The 21,805-nt window shown below is 69.3% G+C and carries 16 protein-coding genes; 11 read left to right on the forward strand and 5 right to left on the reverse strand.

Going from position 1 to position 21,805, the window contains the following annotated elements; genetic code table 11:
• The first annotated feature begins 242 nt into the window (after nucleotides 1–242).
• The 6 genes from folC to rpmA all read left to right on the forward strand — a co-directional run bounded on the left by folC (nucleotide 243) and on the right by rpmA (nucleotide 8,206).
• A complete protein-coding gene (folC, locus tag CFREN_RS03530; RefSeq protein WP_425321495.1) occupies nucleotides 243–1,742 on the forward strand; it encodes a bifunctional tetrahydrofolate synthase/dihydrofolate synthase in 1,500 nt (499 codons plus the stop codon).
• Nucleotides 1,739–2,263, forward strand: coding sequence for a DUF4233 domain-containing protein (locus CFREN_RS03535; protein WP_209653828.1), 525 nt, complete (start codon nucleotides 1,739–1,741; stop codon nucleotides 2,261–2,263). The genes folC and CFREN_RS03535 overlap by 4 nt, the downstream gene beginning before the upstream one ends.
• A 57-nt stretch (nucleotides 2,264–2,320) precedes the next feature.
• Nucleotides 2,321–2,731, forward strand: coding sequence for a nucleoside-diphosphate kinase (gene ndk / locus CFREN_RS03540; protein WP_035120523.1), 411 nt, complete (start codon nucleotides 2,321–2,323; stop codon nucleotides 2,729–2,731).
• A 338-nt stretch (nucleotides 2,732–3,069) separates the two neighbouring features.
• Nucleotides 3,070–7,311 carry a translation initiation factor IF-2 N-terminal domain-containing protein gene (locus CFREN_RS03545; RefSeq protein WP_281420952.1) on the forward strand — a complete coding sequence of 1,414 codons (4,242 nt, stop codon included), beginning with the start codon at nucleotides 3,070–3,072 and terminating at the stop codon, nucleotides 7,309–7,311.
• 285 nt (nucleotides 7,312–7,596) lie between these two features.
• Nucleotides 7,597–7,905, forward strand: coding sequence for a 50S ribosomal protein L21 (gene rplU, locus CFREN_RS03550; protein WP_035120585.1), 309 nt, complete (start codon nucleotides 7,597–7,599; stop codon nucleotides 7,903–7,905).
• A gap of 34 nt (nucleotides 7,906–7,939) precedes the next feature.
• Complete coding sequence (rpmA, locus tag CFREN_RS03555; RefSeq protein WP_070520012.1) at nucleotides 7,940–8,206, forward strand: 50S ribosomal protein L27; 267 nt, start codon at nucleotides 7,940–7,942, stop codon at nucleotides 8,204–8,206.
• Nucleotides 8,207–8,342: 136 nt separating this feature from the next.
• Here rpmA and CFREN_RS03560 read toward each other — a convergent pair whose 3' ends face one another.
• Both CFREN_RS03560 and CFREN_RS03565 read right to left on the reverse strand, forming a co-directional pair.
• Entirely contained in the window at nucleotides 8,343–9,650 is a 1,308-nt protein-coding gene (locus CFREN_RS03560) for an ISL3 family transposase (protein ID WP_209651956.1), read from the reverse strand.
• A gap of 424 nt (nucleotides 9,651–10,074) precedes the next feature.
• Nucleotides 10,075–12,522, reverse strand: coding sequence for a RecQ family ATP-dependent DNA helicase (locus tag CFREN_RS03565; RefSeq protein WP_209654773.1), 2,448 nt, complete (start codon nucleotides 12,520–12,522; stop codon nucleotides 10,075–10,077).
• Nucleotides 12,523–12,929: 407 nt separating this feature from the next.
• On the opposite strand from CFREN_RS03565, the gene obgE reads away from it, so the two are divergent.
• The 5 genes from obgE to CFREN_RS03590 all read left to right on the forward strand — a co-directional run bounded on the left by obgE (nucleotide 12,930) and on the right by CFREN_RS03590 (nucleotide 18,136).
• Nucleotides 12,930–14,438 (forward strand): GTPase ObgE, encoded by a 1,509-nt coding sequence (gene obgE / locus CFREN_RS03570; RefSeq protein WP_209653823.1) that lies wholly within the window; start codon nucleotides 12,930–12,932, stop codon nucleotides 14,436–14,438.
• A gap of 124 nt (nucleotides 14,439–14,562) precedes the next feature.
• Nucleotides 14,563–15,690, forward strand: a complete 1,128-nt coding sequence (proB, locus tag CFREN_RS03575) for a glutamate 5-kinase (protein WP_209653821.1) — start codon at nucleotides 14,563–14,565, stop codon at nucleotides 15,688–15,690.
• Nucleotides 15,691–15,834: 144 nt separating this feature from the next.
• Nucleotides 15,835–16,581 (forward strand): class E sortase, encoded by a 747-nt coding sequence (locus CFREN_RS03580; RefSeq protein ID WP_209653819.1) that lies wholly within the window; start codon nucleotides 15,835–15,837, stop codon nucleotides 16,579–16,581.
• The gene (locus CFREN_RS03585) at nucleotides 16,582–16,758 is read left to right on the forward strand and encodes a hypothetical protein (RefSeq protein ID WP_209653817.1); all 177 of its coding nucleotides are present in this window, start codon (nucleotides 16,582–16,584) and stop codon (nucleotides 16,756–16,758) included.
• 79 nt (nucleotides 16,759–16,837) lie between these two features.
• Nucleotides 16,838–18,136, forward strand: a complete 1,299-nt coding sequence (locus tag CFREN_RS03590) for a glutamate-5-semialdehyde dehydrogenase (RefSeq protein ID WP_209653815.1) — start codon at nucleotides 16,838–16,840, stop codon at nucleotides 18,134–18,136.
• Nucleotides 18,137–18,222: 86 nt separating this feature from the next.
• Here the strand turns inward: CFREN_RS03590 and modB are convergent, their stop codons facing one another.
• From modB to CFREN_RS03605, 3 genes are read right to left on the reverse strand one after another with little or no spacing between them, the layout of a single operon-like run.
• A complete protein-coding gene (gene modB, locus CFREN_RS03595; protein WP_209653813.1) occupies nucleotides 18,223–20,178 on the reverse strand; it encodes a molybdate ABC transporter permease subunit in 1,956 nt (651 codons plus the stop codon).
• Nucleotides 20,175–20,996 (reverse strand): molybdate ABC transporter substrate-binding protein, encoded by an 822-nt coding sequence (modA, locus tag CFREN_RS03600; RefSeq protein WP_070521208.1) that lies wholly within the window; start codon nucleotides 20,994–20,996, stop codon nucleotides 20,175–20,177. The genes modB and modA overlap by 4 nt, the downstream gene beginning before the upstream one ends.
• A 31-nt stretch (nucleotides 20,997–21,027) precedes the next feature.
• On the reverse strand, nucleotides 21,028–21,570 hold the full coding sequence (locus CFREN_RS03605; protein ID WP_244979829.1) for a pyridoxamine 5'-phosphate oxidase family protein: 543 nt from the start codon (nucleotides 21,568–21,570) through the stop codon (nucleotides 21,028–21,030).
• Nucleotides 21,571–21,805: the final 235 nt, after the last annotated feature.

Genomic DNA, 21,805 nt, shown 5'->3' on the forward strand with positions numbered 1-21,805 from the left:
CGCTGGAGCTGCCCGACGATGACGATGACGGGTTCGACCCGGCGACGGCGCAGATCGTGGAGGACACCGAGCCCCGGGAGCTGGCCGCGTCCCTGAGGGGCGAGGCGTCGGGCGAATACTCGGGTGGCCCCGACGACGGCTCCGCTGAATCCGGAGACGCGGATGGCGCGGATGACTCTTCGCCGGTGTCCGACGCCGTGATGGCCGCGGAGGCGGCGCGCGACGGTGGTGCGGACGTCGACATGCTGGGCCGGTTCGGCGCGGTGTCGATGGACGAGGGCGGCCTGAGCCTGCCCGTCGACGTCGACCAGCCGGTCAACGCCCCGGAGTCGAGGGAGATCACCCGGGAGGATCTCGCCGAACTGGCGGCCGTGGAGGCCGAGCTGGACACCCGCTGGCCGGAGACGAAGATCGACCCGTCGCTGGAGCGCGTAGAAAAGCTCATGGACCTGCTCGGCCACCCCGAGCGGTCGGCGCCGGTCATCCACGTCGCCGGCACCAACGGCAAGACGTCGACGGTGCGCATGATCGAGTCGCTGGTCCGCGCGTTGGGCCGCCGCACCGGCCGCACCACCAGCCCGCACCTGCAGTTGGTCACCGAGCGCATCGCGGTCGACGGCGTGCCGCTGCACCCGCGCGATTACGTGCGGGTCTGGCGCGAGATCGAGCCCTACGTCGAGATGGTCGACGCGGCGTCGGAGGCCGAGGGAGGCCCGCGCATGTCGAAGTTCGAGGTGCTCACGGCGATGGCCTTCGCCGCGTTCGCCGACGCTCCGGTCGATGTCGCGGTGGTGGAGGTCGGGATGGGCGGCACGTGGGACGCGACCAACGTCGCCGATGCCGACGTCGCCGTGGTGTGTCCGGTCGGGCGCGACCACACCGATTACCTGGGCGACACGTTGACGGAGATCGCGGGGGAGAAGGCGGGCATCATCAAGTCCCGCTGGAACGCCGAGGATTTGCTGGCTCCGCCGGACAACGTTGCGATCATCGCCGAGCAGGAGACGGAGGCCATGGAGGTGCTGCTCACCCGCGCCGTCGAATGCGACGCGGCGGTGGCCCGCGCGGGTTCCGAGTACGGCGTCATCGCCCACACCCTGGCCGTCGGCGGGCAGAACCTGACGCTGCGCGGGTTGGCCGGCGAGTACGAGGACATTCATCTGCCGCTGCACGGCCCGCACCAGGCCCGCAACGCGGCGACCGCGCTGGCCGCCGTCGAGGCGTTCTTCGGCGCGGGGCCGGGCCGGCCGTTGAGCATCGACGCCGTGCGCGAGGGTTTCGCCACGGTGACCTCCCCGGGCCGCCTGGAGCGCGTCCGGTCGGCGCCGACGGTGTTCATCGACGCCGCCCACAACCCCCACGGTGCCCGGGCGCTGCGCGAGGCGCTGACGGCGGAGTTCGAGTTCCGCAAGGTCGTCGGCGTCGTCGCGGTGCTCGGCGACAAGGACGCCCGCGGCATCCTCGAGGAGCTCGAACCCTACGTCGAGGAGCTCGTGGTGACGCAGAACGCCTCGCCGCGCGCCCTGCACGTCGACGACCTCGCCGAGCTGGCGGAACAGGTCTTCGGCGAGGAACGCATTCACCGCATCGACACGTTGCCGTCGGCCATCGAGCTGGCCATCGCCCTGGCGGAGGAGACCGACTCCGGCGACGGCATCGTCAGCGGCTCGGGTGTGGTGGTCACCGGTTCGGTGGTCACCGCAGGCGAGGCCCGCACGCTTTTCGGAAAGGACCCCCAATGACCGAGGATCGATCCACCTCCCGCCCGGGCGGCGATGAGGCGGGCCGTCGTCACGCGGACGCGTCCGCGGAGGAATTGCGTGCCTACCGCGAGGGGCGCGACCTGTCCGACGGCGGCAAGTACGGACCGCTCGGCGCCGGCCACGCCCCGGAGAAGGACCCGATGAAGGGTCTGCGCGGCGTCATGGCCGGCACCCTGATCATGCAGGCGATTTCGGTGTTGTTGGGGTTGACCGTCGTGGCGCGCGTCGACGGCGGCGGGCTGTTCGGCACGACCTTCGCCATCTGGTACATCACGCTGCTGGGCCTGGCGATGGTGGCCATGGCGTTTTTGCAGAAGCAGCCGTGGGCGCTGCAGGCGAACATCGTGCTGCAGGTGTTCGGTGTGCTGGCGATCGTGGCGCACTGGTCGATGGGTTTCGTGGGCGTCTTCTTCGCGCTGGTGTGGGCGTACATCCTGCATCTGCGCAAGAACCTGATCGACCGCATGGAGCGCGGGCTGCTGACCACGCAGCACATGTGACGTGCGCCACGCAGCCCCGGTGGCCGTGCGTGGCGCCGGGGAAGTAGGATGCTGCGCATGACCGAACGCACTCTGATTCTGATCAAGCCCGACGGCGTCCGCCGTGGCCTCGTCGGCGAGGTTATCTCCCGCATCGAGCGCAAGGGCCTGAAGCTGGTGGCCATGGACCTGCGCGTCGCCGACAAGGCCGTTGCCGAGGAGCACTACGCCGAGCACAAGGAGCGCCCGTTCTACGGCGAGCTCGTCGACTTCATCACCTCCGCCCCGCTGGTCGCCGGTGTGGTCGAGGGCCCGAACGCGATCGCCGCGTGGCGTCAGCTGGCCGGCGGCACCAACCCGGTCGAGGCCGCCACCCCGGGTTCGATCCGCGGTGACTTCGCCCTCGAGGTGTCGGAGAACATCGTCCACGGTTCCGATTCGCCGGAGTCCGCCGAGCGCGAGATCGGCATCTGGTTCCCGAACCTGTAGGTCCGGTTCCGGAGGCGGCCGGGCCTTTCCCGGCGGCTCGTTTTTCACCGGCTTCCCGCTTTTTTCGTGCGGGGAGCCGGTTTTCGCGTGTCCGGGGCGTGCGTGTGGCGGCGGGGAGGGGGCGTGTGTGAGACAATGGCGGGCGTGTGCCGCGTTCGCTCCGCGATTTACTGTGACGACGTTGACCGCAGAACGCCGTGCACGCCGACAGAACTTGGATAAAACGACGATCGCCGTCTTTGGCGGCCCCCGGATCGGCGCTTGCGTGCGCTGGTCGGCGCGTGGGCCGGGCGGCTTGAGGAGAACCGCATATCGTGCTGGATTTCAGCGATAACACCGTGTCGAGTGCCCGTGATTTCGATCGTGGGTCGGCGCCGGAGAGGATGCGCGTGCATGCCTTGGCGAAGGCCGTGGGCGTCACGTCGAAGGAAGTGATCGCCGCCCTGGCGGAGTTGGGCGTCGCGGTGACGTCGGCGTCGTCGTCGGTGGGGGCCGAGGATCGGAATCGTTTCCTGGATGCGGTGGCCGGTTCGGGTTCGCTTGACGACGGCCGGTCGGGGGAGTCGGCCGCCGTGGAGGTGGCTGCGGCCGAGGAACAGCCGGCGGAAGAGACCGCCGAGAAGGCCGAGGAGAAGCCCGCCGCGAAGAAGGCCGCCCGGAAGGCTTCGAGGAAGACCGCCAAGAAGACAGCGAAGAAGGCGACCAAGAAGACGGCTGCCAAGGCCGCGGAGAAGGCCGAGCCCGAGGCCGACGCGTCCGCCCCGAACGAGACCGAGCAGAACGCCGCCGCCGAGGAGGCGCCGAAGAAGGCCACCCGTCGTTCGCGTTCCCGCCGCACCGCCAAGCGCGCCGCGTCCAAGCCGGCTGCGCCCGCGAAGAAGGCCGATGAGGTCGAGGTCGAGGAGACCATCGTCGCGGATGCTCCCGCCGAGTCCGCGCCCGCCGAGTCCGCGACCGTTGAGCCCGTGACTGCGGAGCCGGCTTTCACCGAGCTTGCAGCCACTGAACCCGCCGATGCCGAAGATGATCACCTCGTGGAAATCGTCCCGCCGGTGACCCCGCCGCCGGCGGAACCGGCGTTCGCCGTTCCGGTGTTCATGGCGCCCGAGCCGATCGAGGTCATCGCCGACGATTCGGCGGACTCCTCGTCCGGGGCCGACGCCGATGCGACCGGCAACGCCGCCGACGAGTCGGGCGACTCCGATCGCACCGATTCCTCCGTCTCCACCGACTCCACCGACGCTGATTCCGGCGACGATTCCAACCGTCGCGAGCCCCGCCCTCGCCGCCGTCGCCGTGGCCGTGGCCGCGGTCGGGGCGGCCAGGGTTCGTCCGGCGGCGACTCGTCCGACGGTGATTCGTCGGGCGGCCGGGACTCCTCGGGCGCAGATTCCGAGTCGGCGAAGGGCCGTGACGCGGGCGTCGCCAAGCAGGACAACGCACGCCGCGGCGAGCGGGACGACAATGCGGAGCCGGAGGTGCCGGTCGTCGACGAACCGGTGGCCATCAAGGGCTCGACGCGACTGGAGGCCCAGCGCCGCCGTCGCGCCGATCGCCGCGCCGAATCCCGCAAGCGCCACGTCATCTCCGAGGCCGAATTCCTCGCCCGCCGCGAATCCGTCGAACGCACGATGGTGGTGCGCGAACGCCGGCGCCACGACGGCGACGGCATGGTCACGCAGGTCGGCGTGCTGGAGGACGATCTGCTCGTCGAGCATTTCGTCACCTCGGACACGCAGACGTCGATCATCGGCGACATCTACCTCGGCCGCGTGCAGAACGTGCTGCCCAGCATGGAGGCGGCGTTCATCGACATCGGCACCGACCGCAACGGCGTGCTGTACTCGGCGGACGTCAATTGGCGTTCGTTCAGCGCCTCGGGCCGGTCGCGGCGCATCGAGCACGCGCTCAAGGCCGGCGACCAGGTGCTGGTGCAGGTGACCAAGGACCCGGTGGGCCACAAGGGCGCTCGCCTGTCCATGCAGATTTCCCTGGCCGGCCGTTTCCTGGTGTACGTGCCGGGCGGCCACAGCGCGGGCATTTCCCGCAAGCTGCCGGAGCCGGAGCGCAAGCGCCTGAAGGAGATTCTCAAGGAGGTCACGCCGCAGGGGTCGGGCACGATCATCCGCACCGCCGCGGAGGGCGTGACCAAGGAGGCCATCGCCGCCGACGTCAAGCGGCTTGAGGGGCTGTGGCGGGACATCGACAAGCGCACTGCGGAGGCGAAGAGCCGCAAGGGCGCCAAGCCGGTGACCATGTACGAAGAGCCCGACATGCTGATCAAGGTCGTCCGCGACCTGTTCAACGAGGATTTCTCGCGCCTGGTCGTCGAGGGCGACAAGGCGTGGGGCGTCGTGCGTTCCTACGTCGACGAAGTCGCCCCGGATCTGTCGGATCGTCTGCAGCGCTACCACGCCGAGCAGCACGGCGGCGAGGACGTGTTCGCGCATCACCGCATCGACGAGCAGCTGGCGAAGGCGCTGGACCGGAAGGTGTGGCTGCCGTCGGGCGGCACGCTGATCATCGAGCGCACCGAGGCGATGACCGTCATCGACGTCAACACCGGCAAGTTCACCGGTGCCGGCGGCAACCTCGAGGAGACGGTGACCCGCAACAATCTGGAGGCGGCGGAGGAGATCGTCCGACAGATGCGGCTGCGCGATCTCGGCGGCATGATCGTCGTCGACTTCATCGACATGGTGTTGCCGGAGAACCAGGACCTGGTGCTGCGTCGTTTGAAGGAGGCGTTGGGCCGGGACCGCACGCGTCATGAGGTGTCGGAGGTGACGTCGCTGGGTTTGGTGCAGATGACCCGCAAGCGCCTGGGCACCGGACTGTTGGAGACGTTTTCCACGACGTGCGAGGCGTGCAATGGCCGTGGCCTGATCATTCATGTCGATCCGGTCGATCATGAGCAGGAGCAGCAGCGGGGTCGTCGTCGCGGTCGCCGCAATCAGCCTCCGGGTAAGCATCCGGCGGCGGAGGCGATGCACCGCAAGGACGCCAAGGATGAGCGGGCCGAGGTTTCCGAGAAGGATTCCGACGATGCCGTGCAGGAAGAGCAGCTTGACGACGGCTCGCGTGGTTCGTCGTCCGGCGATCGGGAGCGGGACGGCGGTTCGGGTCGTCGCCGTGGTCGTCGTCGTGGTTCCCGTCGCGGTGGTTCGGGCCAGGGGCCGGAGCAGGGCCGTGACGGTCGGAACGATGACCAGAGCGGTGACCAGCGTGATGGTCGCCGTGACGACCGCCGTGACGACCAGACCGAGGATCGGGCCGAGGAGATGTCCGAGGAGGAGCGGGCCGTCGACGAGTCGGTGACGCGCGCCGAGTCGGAGGAGTCGCGTCCGCCGCGTCGCCGTCGCCGTGGTCGTCGTTCGTCGTCTCGTGGTCGCGGTGCCGCCGAAGAAGGTCGGGGTGCCGACGAGTCGGGGTCGGATGATGCGAAGACGCCGCGTCGTGAAGCATCCCGCGACGACCGCGACAAGCGCGACAAGCGTGATGAGCGCACCGACGACGGCGATGCCCTGGCTCGCCTGGCGGCCGACGCCGTCGCCGAGGCGCGGGACAAGGATCCGGATGAGCCGTCGGACGATCGTTACGTGTCGCGGTCGACTCGTCGTCGCCGTCGCCGCCGCGTGGTGCATGCCGCGCAGCAGGCGCAGGGCGATCAGTCGCAGGGCGGTCAGGCCAAGGGTGAGCAGACCAAGGGTGGTCAGCAGGACGGCCGGGCGGAGCACACCGGGCGGGCGTCGGCGAAGAAGGCGACCACCGACGTCTCCGAGACCCCGGAGCGCACCGTGTCCGTCGACTCCAGGCCGAAGCGCGGTGCGGACGATGCCCCGGCCGAACCGCAGACCTACGAGGAGGCGCTGGAGGCGTTCGAGAAGTCGCCGCGCCGCAACCGCCCGACGCGTGGGCGTTCCCGTTCCGACCATGCGCCCAAGCCGGAAGATTTCGGCGTCGACGCCGGCCGGGACGCGGCCACGGCCGACGCAAAGGGTGCCGGCAAGGACTCGGACGATGCGGGCTCGAAGGGCAAGGGCTCGAAGGGCAAGGGCTCGGGCGCCAAGAGCTCGAACCGCAAGGGCTCGAACCGGAAGTCTTCCGGCAACGAGGATTCGAAGGCCAAGGGCTCGGAGACCAAGAGCTCGAAGGGCAAGGGTTCGAACGACAAGTCCTCGAACGACAAGAAGGGCAAGTCGGCGGACAAGAAGGCCTCGGACAAGAAGGGGTCGGACACCAAGGGGTCGGACAACAAGGGGTCGGGCGCCGGGCGCTCGAGCCAAAAGTCCGCGAACAACGAGGGCGCCAAGGGCAAGGACGAGGCCACCGGTTCGAACCGTCCGGCCCGCCGCCGTGGCCGCCGACGCGTCGTCCGCCGCACCGCCGCCGGCGCCCCGGCCGATGCCGCCGCCGACGCCCCCAAGGCCAAGGCGCCGAAGAGGACCGCCGACAAGAAGGCGACCTCTTCCGGCAACGAGGCCGCGGGGGAGAAGGCCGGCGTCGCAAAGCAGGACGGCACCGGCAACAAGGCCCGCCGCGGTCGCCGACGCGTCGTCCGCCGCACCGCACGCGGCTGACCCGCCCGGCCACCCGGCCACCTCCCGACGCCGACCCCACCCCGCGACCACCACCGCGGGGCGGGGGCGGCGGAAGGCGGTTTGTCATTTACCGGGGCGATTCGCTACTCTTGACCAGTCGCTGTTCAGAGGCGTATCGGGCGTGCCCGAATCGAGCCCGTGCCGGGAGCGAGCGGAAACCCGCGACGACGAGCCATGAGGCCGCCTCCGAACGCAGAAGAAACTGTCCATGTCGAGGGGCGTTCGTCTCTCGAGTCGAGTAAACGAAAAAGGGGTAGCCCTCCTATGTACGCGATCGTCAAGACCGGCGGCAAGCAGTACAAGGTTGCCGAAGGTGACCTCGTCAAGGTCGAGAAGATCGAGGGTGAGCCGGGTTCCACCGTGGCTCTCACCCCGGTTCTGCTCGTCGACGGCGCCGACGTCACCTCCGACGCCGAGAAGCTTGCCAAGATCACCGTCAACGCCGAGATCGTCGAGGCCGCCAAGGGCCCGAAGATCCGCGGCATGCACTACAAGAACAAGACCGGCTACAAGCGTCGCTTCGGCCACCGTCAGCAGCTGACGGTCCTGAAGATCACCGGCGTTTCCAAGTAAGCCACCGAAACAAGCTTTTCCTGAAGGAGGAATCATGGCTTCCAAGAAGGGTGCATCCAGCACCAGCAACGGCCGCGACTCCGAGGCCAAGCGCCTCGGCGTGAAGCGTTTCGGCGGCCAGCAGGTCAAGGCCGGCGAGATCCTGGTCCGTCAGCGCGGCACCTCGTTCCACCCCGGTGAGAACGTTGGCCGTGGCGGCGATGACACGCTCTTCGCCCTGAAGGCCGGCGCCGTCCAGTTCGGCACCAAGCGCAACAAGCGCACCGTCAGCATCGTCGAGGCCGAGGCCGCCGAGGCGTAAGTCTCCCGGTTCGCCCCTCCCGTTCCGCGCGGGTGGCATCGACGTCGAAGGCGCCGCACTTTCCGTTGGAAGGTGCGGCGCTTTTGCGCGTCCTGGGGTTCCGGGGAGGGCTGCACATTTGACGGCCCTTCCGGTTTTAGAGTGCGTTGATCTTGGCCTGGAACCCTCCGGAGTGGATCAGTGACCGCAAGATGTAGTGGTTGAGGTTCCTGAACCCGAGTGCGATGCCACGCAGGTGCTCCAACCGTCCGTTGATGGCCTCGACGGGGCCATTGGAAGCGCCGGTGTCGAAGTACGCGAGGATCTCGGCCCGTCGTTTCCACATCGTCCGGCCCAACTGCCCCAGCTCCTGGACCCCGGCGGGAAGATCTTTCCGGATCCGGCACATGATTTTGTACATCCACCTCTTCCCGACCCGACGGTCAGGATGCTCATAGGCTGCGATGATGTCCTGATACGTCCAGTGCGTGACATCCACAGCCGTGTGCCGCTCATCAGCGAACACCGCGTCCAGCTTCGCTTTCTGCCTGTCGGTCAGCAGTCCCATCCGGGTTAGCAGGATCCGACGCACCCCGTACAAGGGATCCCCTGACCGGCCGCGATGCCCACAGGTGTCCTGTTGGATCCGCTGCCGGGTCATAGTCAGCTTGTCGGCGGCCAGGTGCACGACGTGGAACGGGTCCATCACCTTCCTCGCCTTCGGCAGCTGCTCGGTGGTGGCGGTGTGGTAGCCGGCGAATCCGTCCATCGCCACGACTTTCACCCGGTCGCGGAAGGACTTCTCCCGGGCGGCGAGCCAGCGGCGCAGCACCTCAGCGGATCTGCCCGGCACCATGTCCAACAGCCGGGCGGGCCCGGTGCCGTCCACGTTCGGCGTCAGGTCGACGATGACGGTGACGAAACCGGGAGTACCGTCGCCGCGGCGGTGTTTCCATTTGTGCTCGTCCACCCCCAGGACGCGGACTCCGGCCAGGTGGGTGGGATCAGCGTAGATCAGCTCCCAGGCCTGTTCGAGGGCTACCTGGTTGACCAGATCCCAGCCGATGTCCAGGGACTTCGAGATCGCGGCAACGCTCATGCGGTCAATCGCCAGGCGCTGGAGGATCCAGCGGGTGCAGCGGTCGGTGAGCTTGGCTTTCCGCTTCGCGCACACGAGTTGCTGTTGAAAGATCTTTGTCGCACAGGCGGTGTTGGTGCAGGTGAAACGGGGTAGCCGGATCCGTAACCGGGTGGGATGCCCGACGACGGGCAGGTCCACGAGTTCACGGATCCGGTGATCACGCAGCCGGCCTTTCATCCCGCAGGCCGGGCAGGAGGCATCCTGTTCCACCGGGCGGCAGGTGATCCACGTGTGGCGCTCATCGATCGCGGCGCCCGTGATGGTCAGGCCGAGTTCAACGGTCCGGATGATGGTGTCAGCAATAAGAGACGTAGAATCGGGCATAGGTCCTCGGGGCGAAAGATGGTTGTGTAGGAGCTTTCATCTTCGCACCAGGGACCCCTATATCTTGTGGTGGGTCCCGATCCTCATACTTGGTACCTCATCCCGGCTACGCACCCCAGATCCGGAAGAGCCCATTTGACGAGTGTGCGTGGGAGGGCATGTGGCGCACATTCGTCGGTGTGGTGGGGGCTGCACATTTGACGAGTGTGCGTGGGAGGGCATGTGGCGCACATTCGTCGGTGTGGTGGGGGCTGCACATTTGACGAGTGTGCGTGGGAGGGCAGGTGGCGCACATTCGTCGGTGTGGTGGGGGCTGCAGATTTGACGAGTGTGCGCAGGAGAGCGTGTGGCGCACATTCGTCGGTGTGGTGGGGGCTTTGCGACGGCCGCCCCTGAGCCCAATGGCGAAAGCGCCCGGCGCCGCCTATCCGCGGGAGGCCAGGGCCAGCGGGAGGACGTCGCGGCCGGTGGCGGAAGCGAGCGCGGCGGCGGTGAGGGTGATCGACCATCCGGTGTCGATGCAGTCGGTGACCAGCAGGATCGGCCCGTTGCCCAGCTCGAGATCGGAGATGGCGGTCCAGTCCCACCGGTCGGCGAGGCCGGCGACTCGGTACGCGGAGTTCTGGGCCTCCACGGGGCGGGATCCGTCGCGCACCGGCAGGACGCCTCCGAAGCGCATGCGACCGATGTCGGAGATGGCGATCGCGCAGGCCACGGCAATCTCGTCGAGCGCCGACCCATGCAGCGCGGCACCATCGGGGCCCGACCCATGCACCGCGGCACCATCGGGGCTGGAGCCGTGCAGCGCAGCATCGCCCGGCGCCGTGGTTCCCGCGTCCATGGCTCCAGCGGCTGTGGATCCCGCCGCTGCGGCCCCCGCCGCATGGGCGTCCAGGTCGACGGTGTCGTGGGTGACGAGCGCGACGACGGTGTCGGGCCGCACCTCCCAGTCCCACCCGGCGAGCACGTCGACGAGGTCGCGCAGCACCCGGTCGCTCCGCCAATCGGGGCCGGGCCGCCACGACGCTTCGGTGAGCAGCGTGGTCAGCGCCGGCCCGCGGGCGATGTCGTTGAGCCGCCCGATGGCGCGCCCTTCGCCGACGCCGGCGATCTTGCCCTTCAACGGCACGCGCAGCCCGGTCACGCCGAGCGTCGAACCGGCGCGCCCGAGTCCGTCGCCACCGGCCATGAGGCGGTCGAGCCCGGTCGGCCATTGTTTCCGCGCGGGGATGCGCACGCCGGGTTCGTTCAGCCGTGCCCGCACGACGTCGTCGACTTCCGCGTCGATGTCGGGGGACAGGTGCCGCCCGGTGCAGTTGTCGCAGCGTCCGCAGGGCCCGGTGGCGGTGGGGTCGTCGAGTTGCCTGCGCAGGAACAGCATGCGGCAGGCGTCCGGGTCGGGGTCGCCGTTGCGTGACGACGACCCATCTCCGCCCTCTCCGTCCGGGGTGCCCTCTTCGTCCGTGACAACCTTGCAGCCCGGAGCATCGCCGAGTCGCTCGTAGGCGAGCATCGCCTCCTGCTCGGCTTTGCGGGCCTCGGCCAAACCGCCGTAGCGGGCGGTGTCGTACTCCCACGGCGCACCGGTGGCGATCCACCCGCCCCGGACTCGCCGCACGGCGCCGTCGACGTCGAGGACCTTCAGCACCTGCTCCAGTCGCGACCTCGACAGGTCCACGGCGGTTTCCAGCCGCGCCGTCGATGCGGGTTGGTCTCCGTAGGAGGCGAGCTCGTCGAGAAGCATGCGCACGACGTCCTCCGACGGAAACGACAGGGAGGCGAAGTACTCCCAGATGTCACGGTCCTCGGCGCCCGGCAGCAACACGACCTCGGCCCGATCGGTGCCGCGGCCGGCACGGCCGATCTGCTGGTAATACGAGATCGGCGACCCCGGCGCACCCATGTGCACCACGAATCCCAGGTCCGGTTTGTCGAAGCCCATGCCCAACGCCGACGTGGCCACCAGCGCCTTGACCTCGTTGTTCAGCAGCGCCGCTTCAAGCCGTTCACGCTCGGCGGCGTCGGTGCGGCCGGTGTACGCGGCGACGTCGTACCCCGCCGCAATCAACGCCTCGGCCAGGTCCTCCGCCGCCGCGACGGTGAGGCAGTAGATGATGCCCGACCCCGGCAGCTGCCGCAGATGCGACGCCAACCACGCGGGGCGTTTCGTCGTGTCGGGCAGCCGCACGACGTTGAGCCGCAGCGATTCCCGATCCAGTCCACCGCGCAGCACGCCGGTGCCGTCGCCCAGCTGCGCCCGCACGTCCTCGACGACGCGGTCATTGGCCGTCGCCGTCGTCGCCAACACGGGAACCCCCGGGCCCAGACCGGCGAGCAGATCGCGGATGCGCCGGTAGTCGGGCCGGAAGTCGTGGCCCCAGTCGGAGATGCAGTGCGCCTCATCGACCACGACCATGCCCGCGGCCTGCGCCAGCGACGGCAGGACGTCGTCGCGGAACTGCGGATTGTTCAGCCGCTCCGGCGACACCAGCAGCACGTCGACCTGCCCGGCCGCCACGCGCCGCTGGATGTCGTCCCATTCCGTCATGTTCGCGCTGTTGACGGTCTCGGCGACGATGCCGGCCCGCTGTGCCGCGGCGACCTGGTTGCGCATCAGCGCCAACAGCGGGGAGATGATCACGCTGGCCCCGCGCCCGCGCCGCCGCAGCAGTTTCGCCGCGATGAAGTACACCGCCGACTTGCCCCAACCGGTGCGCTGCACAACCAGCATCCGTTCGCGCCGATTGACCAGGCCGTCGATGGCCACCCACTGGTCGTCGCGCAGCGAGGTCCCCGGCCCGGCCAACCCCTGCAGCAGCTCGTCGGCTTCCCGCCGCGTGGCGGGCGCGTGCCCGGCCTCGTCGGGGGCCATCGGATCGGACTGTGCCGCATCGCCACTTCGCGTCATGCCCCCACTAAAGCACGGCCCCCGGATTTCCGATGTTCGAACGCCTCCCGGCGCCCGCGCGCACTCCTTCGGGCGTGGCTTTGCGACACGCGACCCGCTTGACGACGAGCGACCCGCTTGCTGTGACGGCTACTTGCGACGACGAAGTGACCCGCATCGCACGGCGGAGGAGACGTTGAACTTCTCACCATCCGCCCCGGAACATACCGGTTGGGGCCGCGATTGTGCGACAATCGAGGGTCATGCGGAGGTCCGATCAGTCGGGCCCGGCTTTTGCGTGCCCGAAATCGGATGCGCTTTGGCCGCCGGAAGCAGTCGGACACGGCACAGGCACCGGCCCAGTTCCCAGCACCCCGAGGAATGAGGACCCCATGTCACGGTTCATCGATCGCGTCGTCCTGCACCTGCAGGCGGGCGACGGCGGCCACGGCTGCAATTCCGTGCTGCGCGAAAAGTTCAAGCCCCTCGGCGGTCCCGACGGCGGCAACGGCGGGCACGGCGGCGACATCATCTTCGAGGTGTCGCCCCAGGTGCACACGCTGATGGACTTCCACTTCCACCCGCACATCAAGGCCGAGAAGGGCCGTCCCGGCGCCGGCGATCACCGCAACGGCGCCCGCGGCCGGGATCTGGTGCTGGAGGTGCCCGAGGGCACGGTCGTCATGACCACCGACGGTGAGGTTCTCGCGGACCTGACCGGCAAGGGCACCCGCTTCATCGCCGCAGAGGGAGGGTACGGCGGACTGGGCAACGCCGCGTTGGCGTCGAGGTCGCGTCGTGCCCCCGGTTTCGCCCTGCTCGGCGAACCGGGCGAACAGAAGGACCTGGTCCTCGAACTGAAGTCGATGGCCGACGTCGGTCTGGTCGGTTTCCCTTCGGCGGGCAAGTCCTCGCTGGTCTCGGCGCTGTCGGCGGCCAAGCCGAAGATCGGCGACTACCCGTTCACCACGCTGCAGCCGAACCTCGGCGTGGTCAACGTCGGCCACGAGTCCTTCACCGTCGCCGACGTGCCGGGCCTCATCCCGGGTGCCTCCGAGGGCCGTGGCCTGGGCCTGGACTTCCTCCGCCACATCGAGCGCTGCGCCGTCCTGGCGCACGTGGTCGACTGCGCGACGTACGAGTCCGACCGCAACCCCGTCGACGACATCAAGGCCCTGGAGCACGAGCTGGCCAACTACCAGTCCGCGCTGGCCGGCGACGTCGGACTGGGCGACCTCGCGGAGCGTCCGCGGGTGATCGTGCTCAACAAGCTCGACGTGCCCGAGGCCCAGGAGATGGCCGACTTCATGCGCGAGGAGCTCGAGGAGTTCGGCTGGCCGACCTACGGCATCTCCACCGCCACCCGCGACGGACTCAAGGAGCTGACCTACGGTCTGGCCGAAGCCGTCGCAAAGTACCGCGCGGAAAACCCGGCGAAGAAGGACGAGAAGCCCGCCGTCATCGTGCCCAAGGCCGTCGGTCGCCGCGGTCGCACCCAGGACTTCGAAATCGAACGCGACCCCGAGGTGCAGGACGGTTTCATCGTGCTGGGCCGCAAGCCGCAGCGCTGGATCCACCAAACCGATTTCGAAAACGACGAAGCCGTCGGCTTCCTCGGCGACCGGCTGGCCAAACTGGGCGTGGAGGACGCCCTGGCCAAGGCCGGCGCCGTCCCCGGCTGCCCGGTGACCATCGGCGACATCACCTTCGAGTGGCACCCGCAGACCGCCGCCGGCCTCGACGACTTCGTCCCCTCCGGGCGCGGCACCGACCAGCGCCTGGAGATCAACGACCGCGTGTCCGCCGAAGAGCGCAAGCGTGCCTCGCAGGTGCGCCGCGGCCTCATCGACGAGTTCGACTACGGCGACGGCGAACAGGCCGACCGCGAGCGCTACCAGTAATCACCGACGATCCCGCTGCTCCCGTCCCCGGCTTCATCGTCGGCAAGCGGGACAGCCCCCGGATCTCAGACCCCAGTTCCAGTCCACATACATCCCCCGTTCCGACGACGAAACGAAAGGGCCCATGAACCCGCCTTACTCCAGCTCCACCCGCGACAGCATCCGCGACGCGAAGAGGATCGTGGTGAAGATCGGCTCGTCCTCACTGACCGGTCCCGACGGGCGCACCGACCCGGCGAAGATCGACGAGATCGCCGAAGCCCTGGAAAAGCGCATGGTCACCGGAAGTGACCTGATCCTGGTGTCCTCCGGTGCGGTGGCGTCGGGCATGGGACCGCTGGGTCTGTCGTCGCGTCCGACGGACCTGGCGACCAAACAGGCCGCCGCGGCGGTCGGTCAGGTGCGCCTGGCACAGGAGTGGTCCCGTTCGTTCGCCCGGTTCGGCCGCACCACCGCGCAGGTTCTGCTGACATCGGCCGATGCCGGCAACCGCCCCCGCGCCCGCAACGCGCAGCGCACCATCGATCGTCTGCGCCAGCTGCACGCCATTCCGATCGTCAACGAAAACGACACGGTGGCCACCTCGGAGATGCGCTTCGGCGACAACGACCGTCTGGCTGCGCTGGTGTCGCACCTGGCGTTCTGCGATGCGCTCGTGTTGCTTTCCGACGTCGACGGCCTATACGACCGCAACCCCTCCGAGCCGGGTGCGCAGTTCGTGCCCGAGGTGTGGAGCGGCAATGACCTCAAGGGCGTCGTCGCCGGCGATGGCGGCAAGCTGGGCACCGGCGGCATGGCGTCGAAGGTGTCGGCGGCGCGTCTGGCGTCCCGTGGCGGTGTGCCGGTGCTGTTGACGTCGACGGAGAACATCGACGCGGCGCTGGATCAGGCCGACGTGGGCACCGCCTTCGCACCGAAGGAGGACCGCCTGTCGGCGTGGCAGTTCTGGGTTCTCTATGCGGCGGATTCGTCGGGCGTGCTGCGCCTGGACGCCGGTGCGGTCACCGCCGTCACCGAGCACCGCCGCTCCCTGCTGCCGGTGGGCCTGACCAGCATCGACGGGGAGTTTTCGTCCGGCGACATCGTGGACATCGTCGGGCCCAACGGCGAGATCGTCGGCCGCGGCGAGGTGGCCTACGACTCCGACGAGCTCTCCGAAATGATCGGCCGCACCACCGCCGAGCTGCCGGATGGCATGCAGAAGCCGGTGATCCACGCCGATTACCTGTCGGGCTACGCCTCGCGGGCGTAGCCGCCCCGAGCGTCCGCCTCGACGGCTCCGGCCTCCGGGCCGACGCCTCCGACGTCGGGGTCGACGCCCTTCCGCCCCGGACCCCGGTTTTGCGTCGGGGTCCGGGTTTCTTCGTTGGTGCGCCCGGGGTGCATAATCGGACGCATGGTGTCCCGCATCGCAGGTGTTCTGGGCGAATTGTTGATCACGTTCGCCGTGATCATCGCGCTTTTCGTCTTCTACCAGCTGTATTGGACGGGCCTGGCCACGGGGCGTGCGCAGTCCCAGGCAACCGATGACCTCCGCTCGCAGTGGGGTGAGGTCGGCGTCGCCGCGGAAGGGGAGGGGGCCGCGCCGGGGGAGCCGGATGCGCCGCTCGACCCGGCGATGGCCGGCTATGGCGACGGCTGGGGCACCCACGGTGCGCCGGTGGCGTTTTTGACGGCGCGGAAGGCGGGCATCGACGAGTTCGTGGCCTTCGAGGGAGTCGACCTGGCCACCATCGCCAACGGTCCGGGCCATTACCCGGGCACTGCGCTGCCGGGTCAGGTGGGCAATGCCGCGTTCGCCGCGCACCGCGACGGCAACGGCGCCCCGTTCGACGACATCGACCGGTTGGGCACGTGCGACGACATCATCGTGGAGACCCAGTCGGCGGTGTACCGCTACAAGGTTCTGCCGGTCGACGGCCTGGCCGGGCGAGGAGAGTCGTTCGATTGCGTGCCGGAGGGCACCGTCGTGCCGGAGGTGCCGGGCCGCCACATCGTCGACCCGAACCAGACCGAGGTCATCGCCCCGTACGGTGAGGCGAGCCTGGTGACGTTCACCACGTGCCACCCGCAGTGGTCGAACACGCACCGCCTGATCGTCCACGGTGTGTTGGCCGGCGTCGAGCAGAAGGGAGCCGCGTAAATGTATCGGGCTTTGTGGCGTGCGCTTCCCGGCCCCGCGTGGCTGAAGCTGCTCTTCGTTCTCGCGGTTCTGGCGTTCGTGTTCCTGCTGCTCATGGAGGTGGTGTTTCCGTGGGTGGAGTCAGTCGCCCCGTGGACCGACGTCGCCGTGGCACGCGCCCGGGTCGCCGTGGCCTGACTGCGGGGGCATCCGGATGCACGCGCCCGGATTGCAGTGCCCCGACCGCGGCGTCCGGGGATTCCCTACACTGGTTCGCATGACTGACGCGACCACTGACCAGACCATGACCGACGCCCGCGCCGCCGAGCGCGACGAAGTGCTGGACAAGGCCCGCCGCGCCAAGGCCGTTTCCCACGAGCTGGCGGGCTACACCTCCGAGCGGAAGAACCGGATTCTGCTGGCCGCCGCCGATGCGCTGGTGGAGCAGGCCGAGAAGATCCTCGAGGCCAACGAGCGCGACATCGAGGCCGGTCGCGAGCGGGGCCTGGCGGAGTCCCTCATCGACCGTCTGAAGCTTGACGACGATCGCATCCGGGGAATCGCCGGCGGTTTGCGCCAGGTCGCCGCTTTGCAGGATCCGGTGGGCGAGGTGCTGCGCGGGTCGACGTTGCCCAACGGCATCAAGATGTCGCAGGTCCGCGTGCCGCTGGGCGTGATGGGCATGGTGTACGAGGCCCGTCCGAACGTCACCGTCGACGCCTTCGGCCTGGCCCTGAAGTCCGGCAACGTCGCCCTGCTACGCGGGTCGAAGTCGGCCGTGAACTCCAACACCGCCCTGGTGGAGGTGCTGCGCGGCGTGCTCGCCGCCGATGGAGCTCCCGAGGATCTGGTGCAGCTGCTGCCGTGCGAGACCCACGATTCCGTCCAGGACCTGATCACCGCCCGCGGCCTGGTCGACGTGGTCATTCCGCGTGGCGGCGCCGGTCTCATCGAGGCCGTGGTCACCCGCGCCACGGTGCCGGCCATCGAGACCGGTACGGGCAACTGCCACCTCTACATCGACGGTTCCGCCGACGTCGACGAGGCCATCGCGTTGCTGATCAACGGCAAGACCCGCCGCTGCTCGGTGTGCAACGCCACCGAGGTCGTGCTGCTGGATTCCGCCCTTGGCGAGGAGAAGATCGGCAAGGTCCTCGACGCGCTGGTCGACGCCGACGTGAAGGTCCACGGCGACGCCGACAATCTGCCGTGGGGCGGCGAGATCATCCCCGCCACCGACGAAGACTGGAACGACGAGTACCTGTCCTTCGACATCGCGGCGAAGGTCGTCGACGGCGTGGAGGCCGCCGCCGACCACATCAACGCACACGGCTCCGGCCACACCGAGGCGATTTCCGCGAAGGACTGGAACGCCTGCGAGACCTTCGTCGAGCGCGTCGACGCCTCCACGGTCAACGTCAACGCGTCGACCGCCTTCACCGACGGCGAGCAGTTCGGCATGGGCGCGGAGATCGGCATCTCCACCCAGAAGCTCCACGCCCGCGGCCCGATGGCCCTGCCGGAGCTGACGTCGACCAAGTGGATCCTGCGCGGCACCGGCCACACCCGCCCGTAGTTCGCCGGTAACGCTTCACCCGTTGACGACGCCGGGCCCCGCACCAATGGCGGGGCCCGGCGTCGGCGAGGTCAATTGTTACGGGGTCAATCGTCGGCGGGCAGAACCTGGACCTGCATTGCTTTGACGGCCGCCCGGACGGGGGAGCCCACGGCCAATCCCAGCGTGGTCAGCGAATGGGCGGAGATCTCCGCGATGATCGTGGCGCCGCCGCGGGCGGCCCGCAGTTCCACGCTGACGGACGTGCCCTGGTGATGGATCTCGTGCACGGTGCAGGCGAGGTCGTTGCGGGCGCTGGTGTCGACGAGATCGTCTTCGACCGCGTGGAGGGTGACGGCCCTCGGCGAGAACAGGGCCACCGCCTCCGCGTCCTCGTCGACGGGGTCGGCGGCCACGCCGATGACTCGGGCGCCGCCGGGGGCGGTCACGGCGATCGTGTCGTCGTCAAGCACGGTGGCGGTGCCCCGGAAGGCGACGAGCCCGGCGAAGCGGGCCAGGAACCGTGTGGAGGGGGCGGCGAGCAGCTCTGCCGGGGCACCGACGGCGGCGATGCGGCCGTCCTCGATGACGATGACGTGATCGGCCAGCGTGGCCACGTCAACCGGATCATGGGTGACCAGCATCGCCGTACGGCCGCGGAGTCGGCGGCGCAGAACCCCGCGCAGTGCCGCGGCGGACTCCGAGTCGAGGGCTGCGAAGGGTTCGTCGAGGAGGATCACGTCGGTGTCGGCGGCCAGCGCACGCGCCAGCGCCACCCGCGCGGCCTGACCTCCGGACAACGAAGCGGGGCGGCGATCGGCCAGGTGCGCGGCGCCGATCGCGGCGAGTTCCGCATGGGCCCGGTCGCGGTCTCGGCAGGCGAACTCCACGTTGCCCAGCGCCGTCCTGTGGGGCAGCAGCGCCGGATCCTGCGTCAGCAGCACCGCGCGCGGCACATCACCGGTCACCGTCGCGCCACCGCGCACCGGCAGCCCCGCGATGGCCCGCATCAGCGTCGACTTGCCTGCCCCGTTCGGGCCGATCACAGCGGTGGTGCGGCTCGTCGGTATCGTCGGCTCCGCATCGAGCAGCCCCGGCACCGTCACCGACGGGGCCAGGTCCGCAGTCGGCCCGGGCTCGTGCGTGACGACGCCCAGGTCCCCGGATTCGGCCGGACCGTCGGGCGCGGTGAATGAATCGGAGGTGCCGCAGTAGTCGACGGCGTCGGTCGAATCGGTGGAGTCGGTTCGCGAGGCGCGCCCTCGGCGTTCCATCCACCACGGCACCGCCGCGCCGATGGCCACGAGCGCGATGGCGATGCCGAGCAACACGGCCGACAACGCCAGCGCCAGCTCGGGTTCGTTCTCCCGCTCCAAATAGATGGCCAGCGGAAGGGTACGGGTGACGCCCGGCAGCGAGCCCGCGAACGTCAGCGTCGCACCGAACTCGCCGAGTGCCCGTGCCAGAGACAGCGTGGCACCCGAGACGATCGCCGGCAGGACCATGGGCAGCGTCACCTGCCAGAGGATGCGGCTTCGCGACGCCCCGAGGCCGGCCGCCGCCTCCGCATGCCGGGGATCGAGGCCGCGCACGGAGCCCTCCACCGCCAACACCAGGAAGGGCAACGACACGAAGACCTGCGCGAGGACGACCGCGGCGGTGGAGAAGGAAAAGTACTCGGCCAGCCACGGCCACCGCGAACCGATGACGCCCGTGCGACCGAACGCCGCCAACAAGGCCAGGCCCCCCACGACGGGCGGCATTGTCATCGGCAGCACCACCGCGAGCCGCAGTGCACCGGCCCAGCGGCGCGCCCGCGCCATGAGGACGGCAAGAGGAATGCCGACCACCATGACGATCAGCGCCGACAGCACACTCGTGCGCAGCGAAATTCCCAGCGCCGCGGACCCCGCCTCGGAGGAGATGAGCTCCGGCACCCGCGCCCACGGCACCTGCATCGACAGCGCGATGACCGGGATGACCGCGACGGCCAGCGCAACGGCGGCCGGCACGGCGATCCAGGCCGGGGGAGCGGTGCTCGTCGAGCCCGTGCGGACGGTCATCGCGTGCCGTCTGCTCCGCCCGTCGCGCCGAACCCGGCGTCGGCGAGGATTTCCCGACCCCAATCGGACAACACCGCGCGGATCCACATCTCCGCGTCGGAGAATCGCCGTCCGTCCTCGCCGGCGTCGGCGGTGACGGCGATGGGGTACTCGTTGACCGCCTCGTCGGCGCCGTCGATGTCGATGGCCTCCACGCCCTTCGCCGCGTTGGCATCGGTGCGATAGACGATGCCCGCGTCGGCCTGCCCCGCCTCGACCTTTCCACGCACGTCGGAGACCTTGGACTCCTCCGACACCGGCGAAATCTCGGTGCCGGTGGCGTCGAGGATCTTTTGCGTGGCGGCGCCGCACGGCACCTCGGGGGCGCACACGACCAGCTTGGCGTCGTCAAGCGAATCGTCCAATCCCGTCACGCCGGCGGGATTGCCTTCGGGGACGATGAGCGTCAGCGTGTTCGTCGCGAACGTCTGCGGCGCACGCACCGCGCCGGCCTCCTCCGCACGCTCCATGGTGCGCAGGTCGGCGGTGGCCAGGACATCCGCGGGCGCGCCGGCCTGCAGCTGGTCGACCAGGTTCTGCGACCCGTCGAAGGAGAACACCACGTCGATGTCCGGGTTGTCTTCCTCGAACCGCCGCTCGATCTCCTCGAAGGTCTTCTGCAGCGACGCGGCGGCGAACACGGTCAACGTCCGCCGCTCACCGTCGTCGGCTCCGCCGCCCGAGCACGCGGTCAGGCCCGCGAGCCCCACCGCCGCGGTCGCGGCCGTCGCCCGGCGCACAACTCCGCGCCCCGTGGATTCACTTCGGTTGATTCCCATGAAAACTCCCGGCTTCAATTCCGCTGCCAGCCTAGTTGTCGGGCGCCATGGGGCGCCTCTCCAACTCGTCATTCAATCTTTCGACCTCGGCCGTCAGTTCGTCGATCTCGGCCCTGAGTTTTTCGATGTCGGCGCGGTAGAGGTCGATGCGCTCTTCGACGGCGTCACGGTCCCACCGGGGCTTGATGTGTTTCGAGCAGTTCGCGTCGACCGCCGCGACGTCGACGACGATCACCCGCTCGATGGTCGCCCGGATCTCCCGGTCGGAGCGGGGACCGAGATCGCGCATGCGCTCGATGAGGTCGGGATCGTCGTCGGCCTCCACCGCCCGGGCGACGCCGAAGACCTTCAACCGGCGTCGGGTGGGGAAGTCGACGAAAAACAGGCACACCCGGCCGTCGCGGTCGATGTTGCCGGCGCTGACGTACTGCTGGTTTCCGGGGAAGTCGGGAAACGCGAGGGTTCGGTCATCGAGGACGTGGACGAAACCCCTGGGCCCGCCCTTGTGCTGCACGTAGGGCCACCCGGCGCCAGTGACCGACGAGAGGAAGAACACGTCGGCTTCCCGGATCAGCTTCGCGTCGACGGCCTCGAAGGCGAAACCGCCGGGGCCTCCGGCGCCGGTCGGCCCGTCGAGATTGGGGCGGTCGTCGACGCGATTGCCCGCACCCGCCGCCCTCTGGCGGGCGCGGACGTGATCGTCGAACGCGATGTCGTTGTAGGACGGCTTCCGCGTCGTGCCACCGTGATCGGTAATCGCCTGCTCCTTCCTCGTGTTCTTTCCTCGTGCTTCGAGGACCGTCTCGCCC

Source organism: Corynebacterium freneyi (genome assembly GCF_030408835.1).
Taxonomy (GTDB): Bacteria; Actinomycetota; Actinomycetes; order Mycobacteriales; family Mycobacteriaceae; genus Corynebacterium; species Corynebacterium freneyi.

What these genes read in the sequence shown, in the direction of transcription:
- modB (WP_209653813.1), bottom strand. Translation starts at nt 20,178, where the DNA reads ATGACCGTCCGCACGGGCTCGACGAGCACCGCTCCCCCGGCCTGGATC.
- CFREN_RS03535 (WP_209653828.1), top strand. Translation starts at nt 1,739, where the DNA reads ATGACCGAGGATCGATCCACCTCCCGCCCGGGCGGCGATGAGGCGGGC.
- modA (WP_070521208.1), bottom strand. Translation starts at nt 20,996, where the DNA reads ATGGGAATCAACCGAAGTGAATCCACGGGGCGCGGAGTTGTGCGCCGG.
- folC (WP_425321495.1), top strand. Translation starts at nt 243, where the DNA reads ATGCTGGGCCGGTTCGGCGCGGTGTCGATGGACGAGGGCGGCCTGAGC.
- CFREN_RS03590 (WP_209653815.1), top strand. Translation starts at nt 16,838, where the DNA reads ATGACTGACGCGACCACTGACCAGACCATGACCGACGCCCGCGCCGCC.
- rplU (WP_035120585.1), top strand. Translation starts at nt 7,597, where the DNA reads ATGTACGCGATCGTCAAGACCGGCGGCAAGCAGTACAAGGTTGCCGAA.
- ndk (WP_035120523.1), top strand. Translation starts at nt 2,321, where the DNA reads ATGACCGAACGCACTCTGATTCTGATCAAGCCCGACGGCGTCCGCCGT.
- proB (WP_209653821.1), top strand. Translation starts at nt 14,563, where the DNA reads ATGAACCCGCCTTACTCCAGCTCCACCCGCGACAGCATCCGCGACGCG.
- CFREN_RS03565 (WP_209654773.1), bottom strand. Translation starts at nt 12,522, where the DNA reads ATGGCCCCCGACGAGGCCGGGCACGCGCCCGCCACGCGGCGGGAAGCC.
- CFREN_RS03585 (WP_209653817.1), top strand. Translation starts at nt 16,582, where the DNA reads ATGTATCGGGCTTTGTGGCGTGCGCTTCCCGGCCCCGCGTGGCTGAAG.
- rpmA (WP_070520012.1), top strand. Translation starts at nt 7,940, where the DNA reads ATGGCTTCCAAGAAGGGTGCATCCAGCACCAGCAACGGCCGCGACTCC.
- CFREN_RS03560 (WP_209651956.1), bottom strand. Translation starts at nt 9,650, where the DNA reads ATGCCCGATTCTACGTCTCTTATTGCTGACACCATCATCCGGACCGTT.
- obgE (WP_209653823.1), top strand. Translation starts at nt 12,930, where the DNA reads ATGTCACGGTTCATCGATCGCGTCGTCCTGCACCTGCAGGCGGGCGAC.
- CFREN_RS03580 (WP_209653819.1), top strand. Translation starts at nt 15,835, where the DNA reads ATGGTGTCCCGCATCGCAGGTGTTCTGGGCGAATTGTTGATCACGTTC.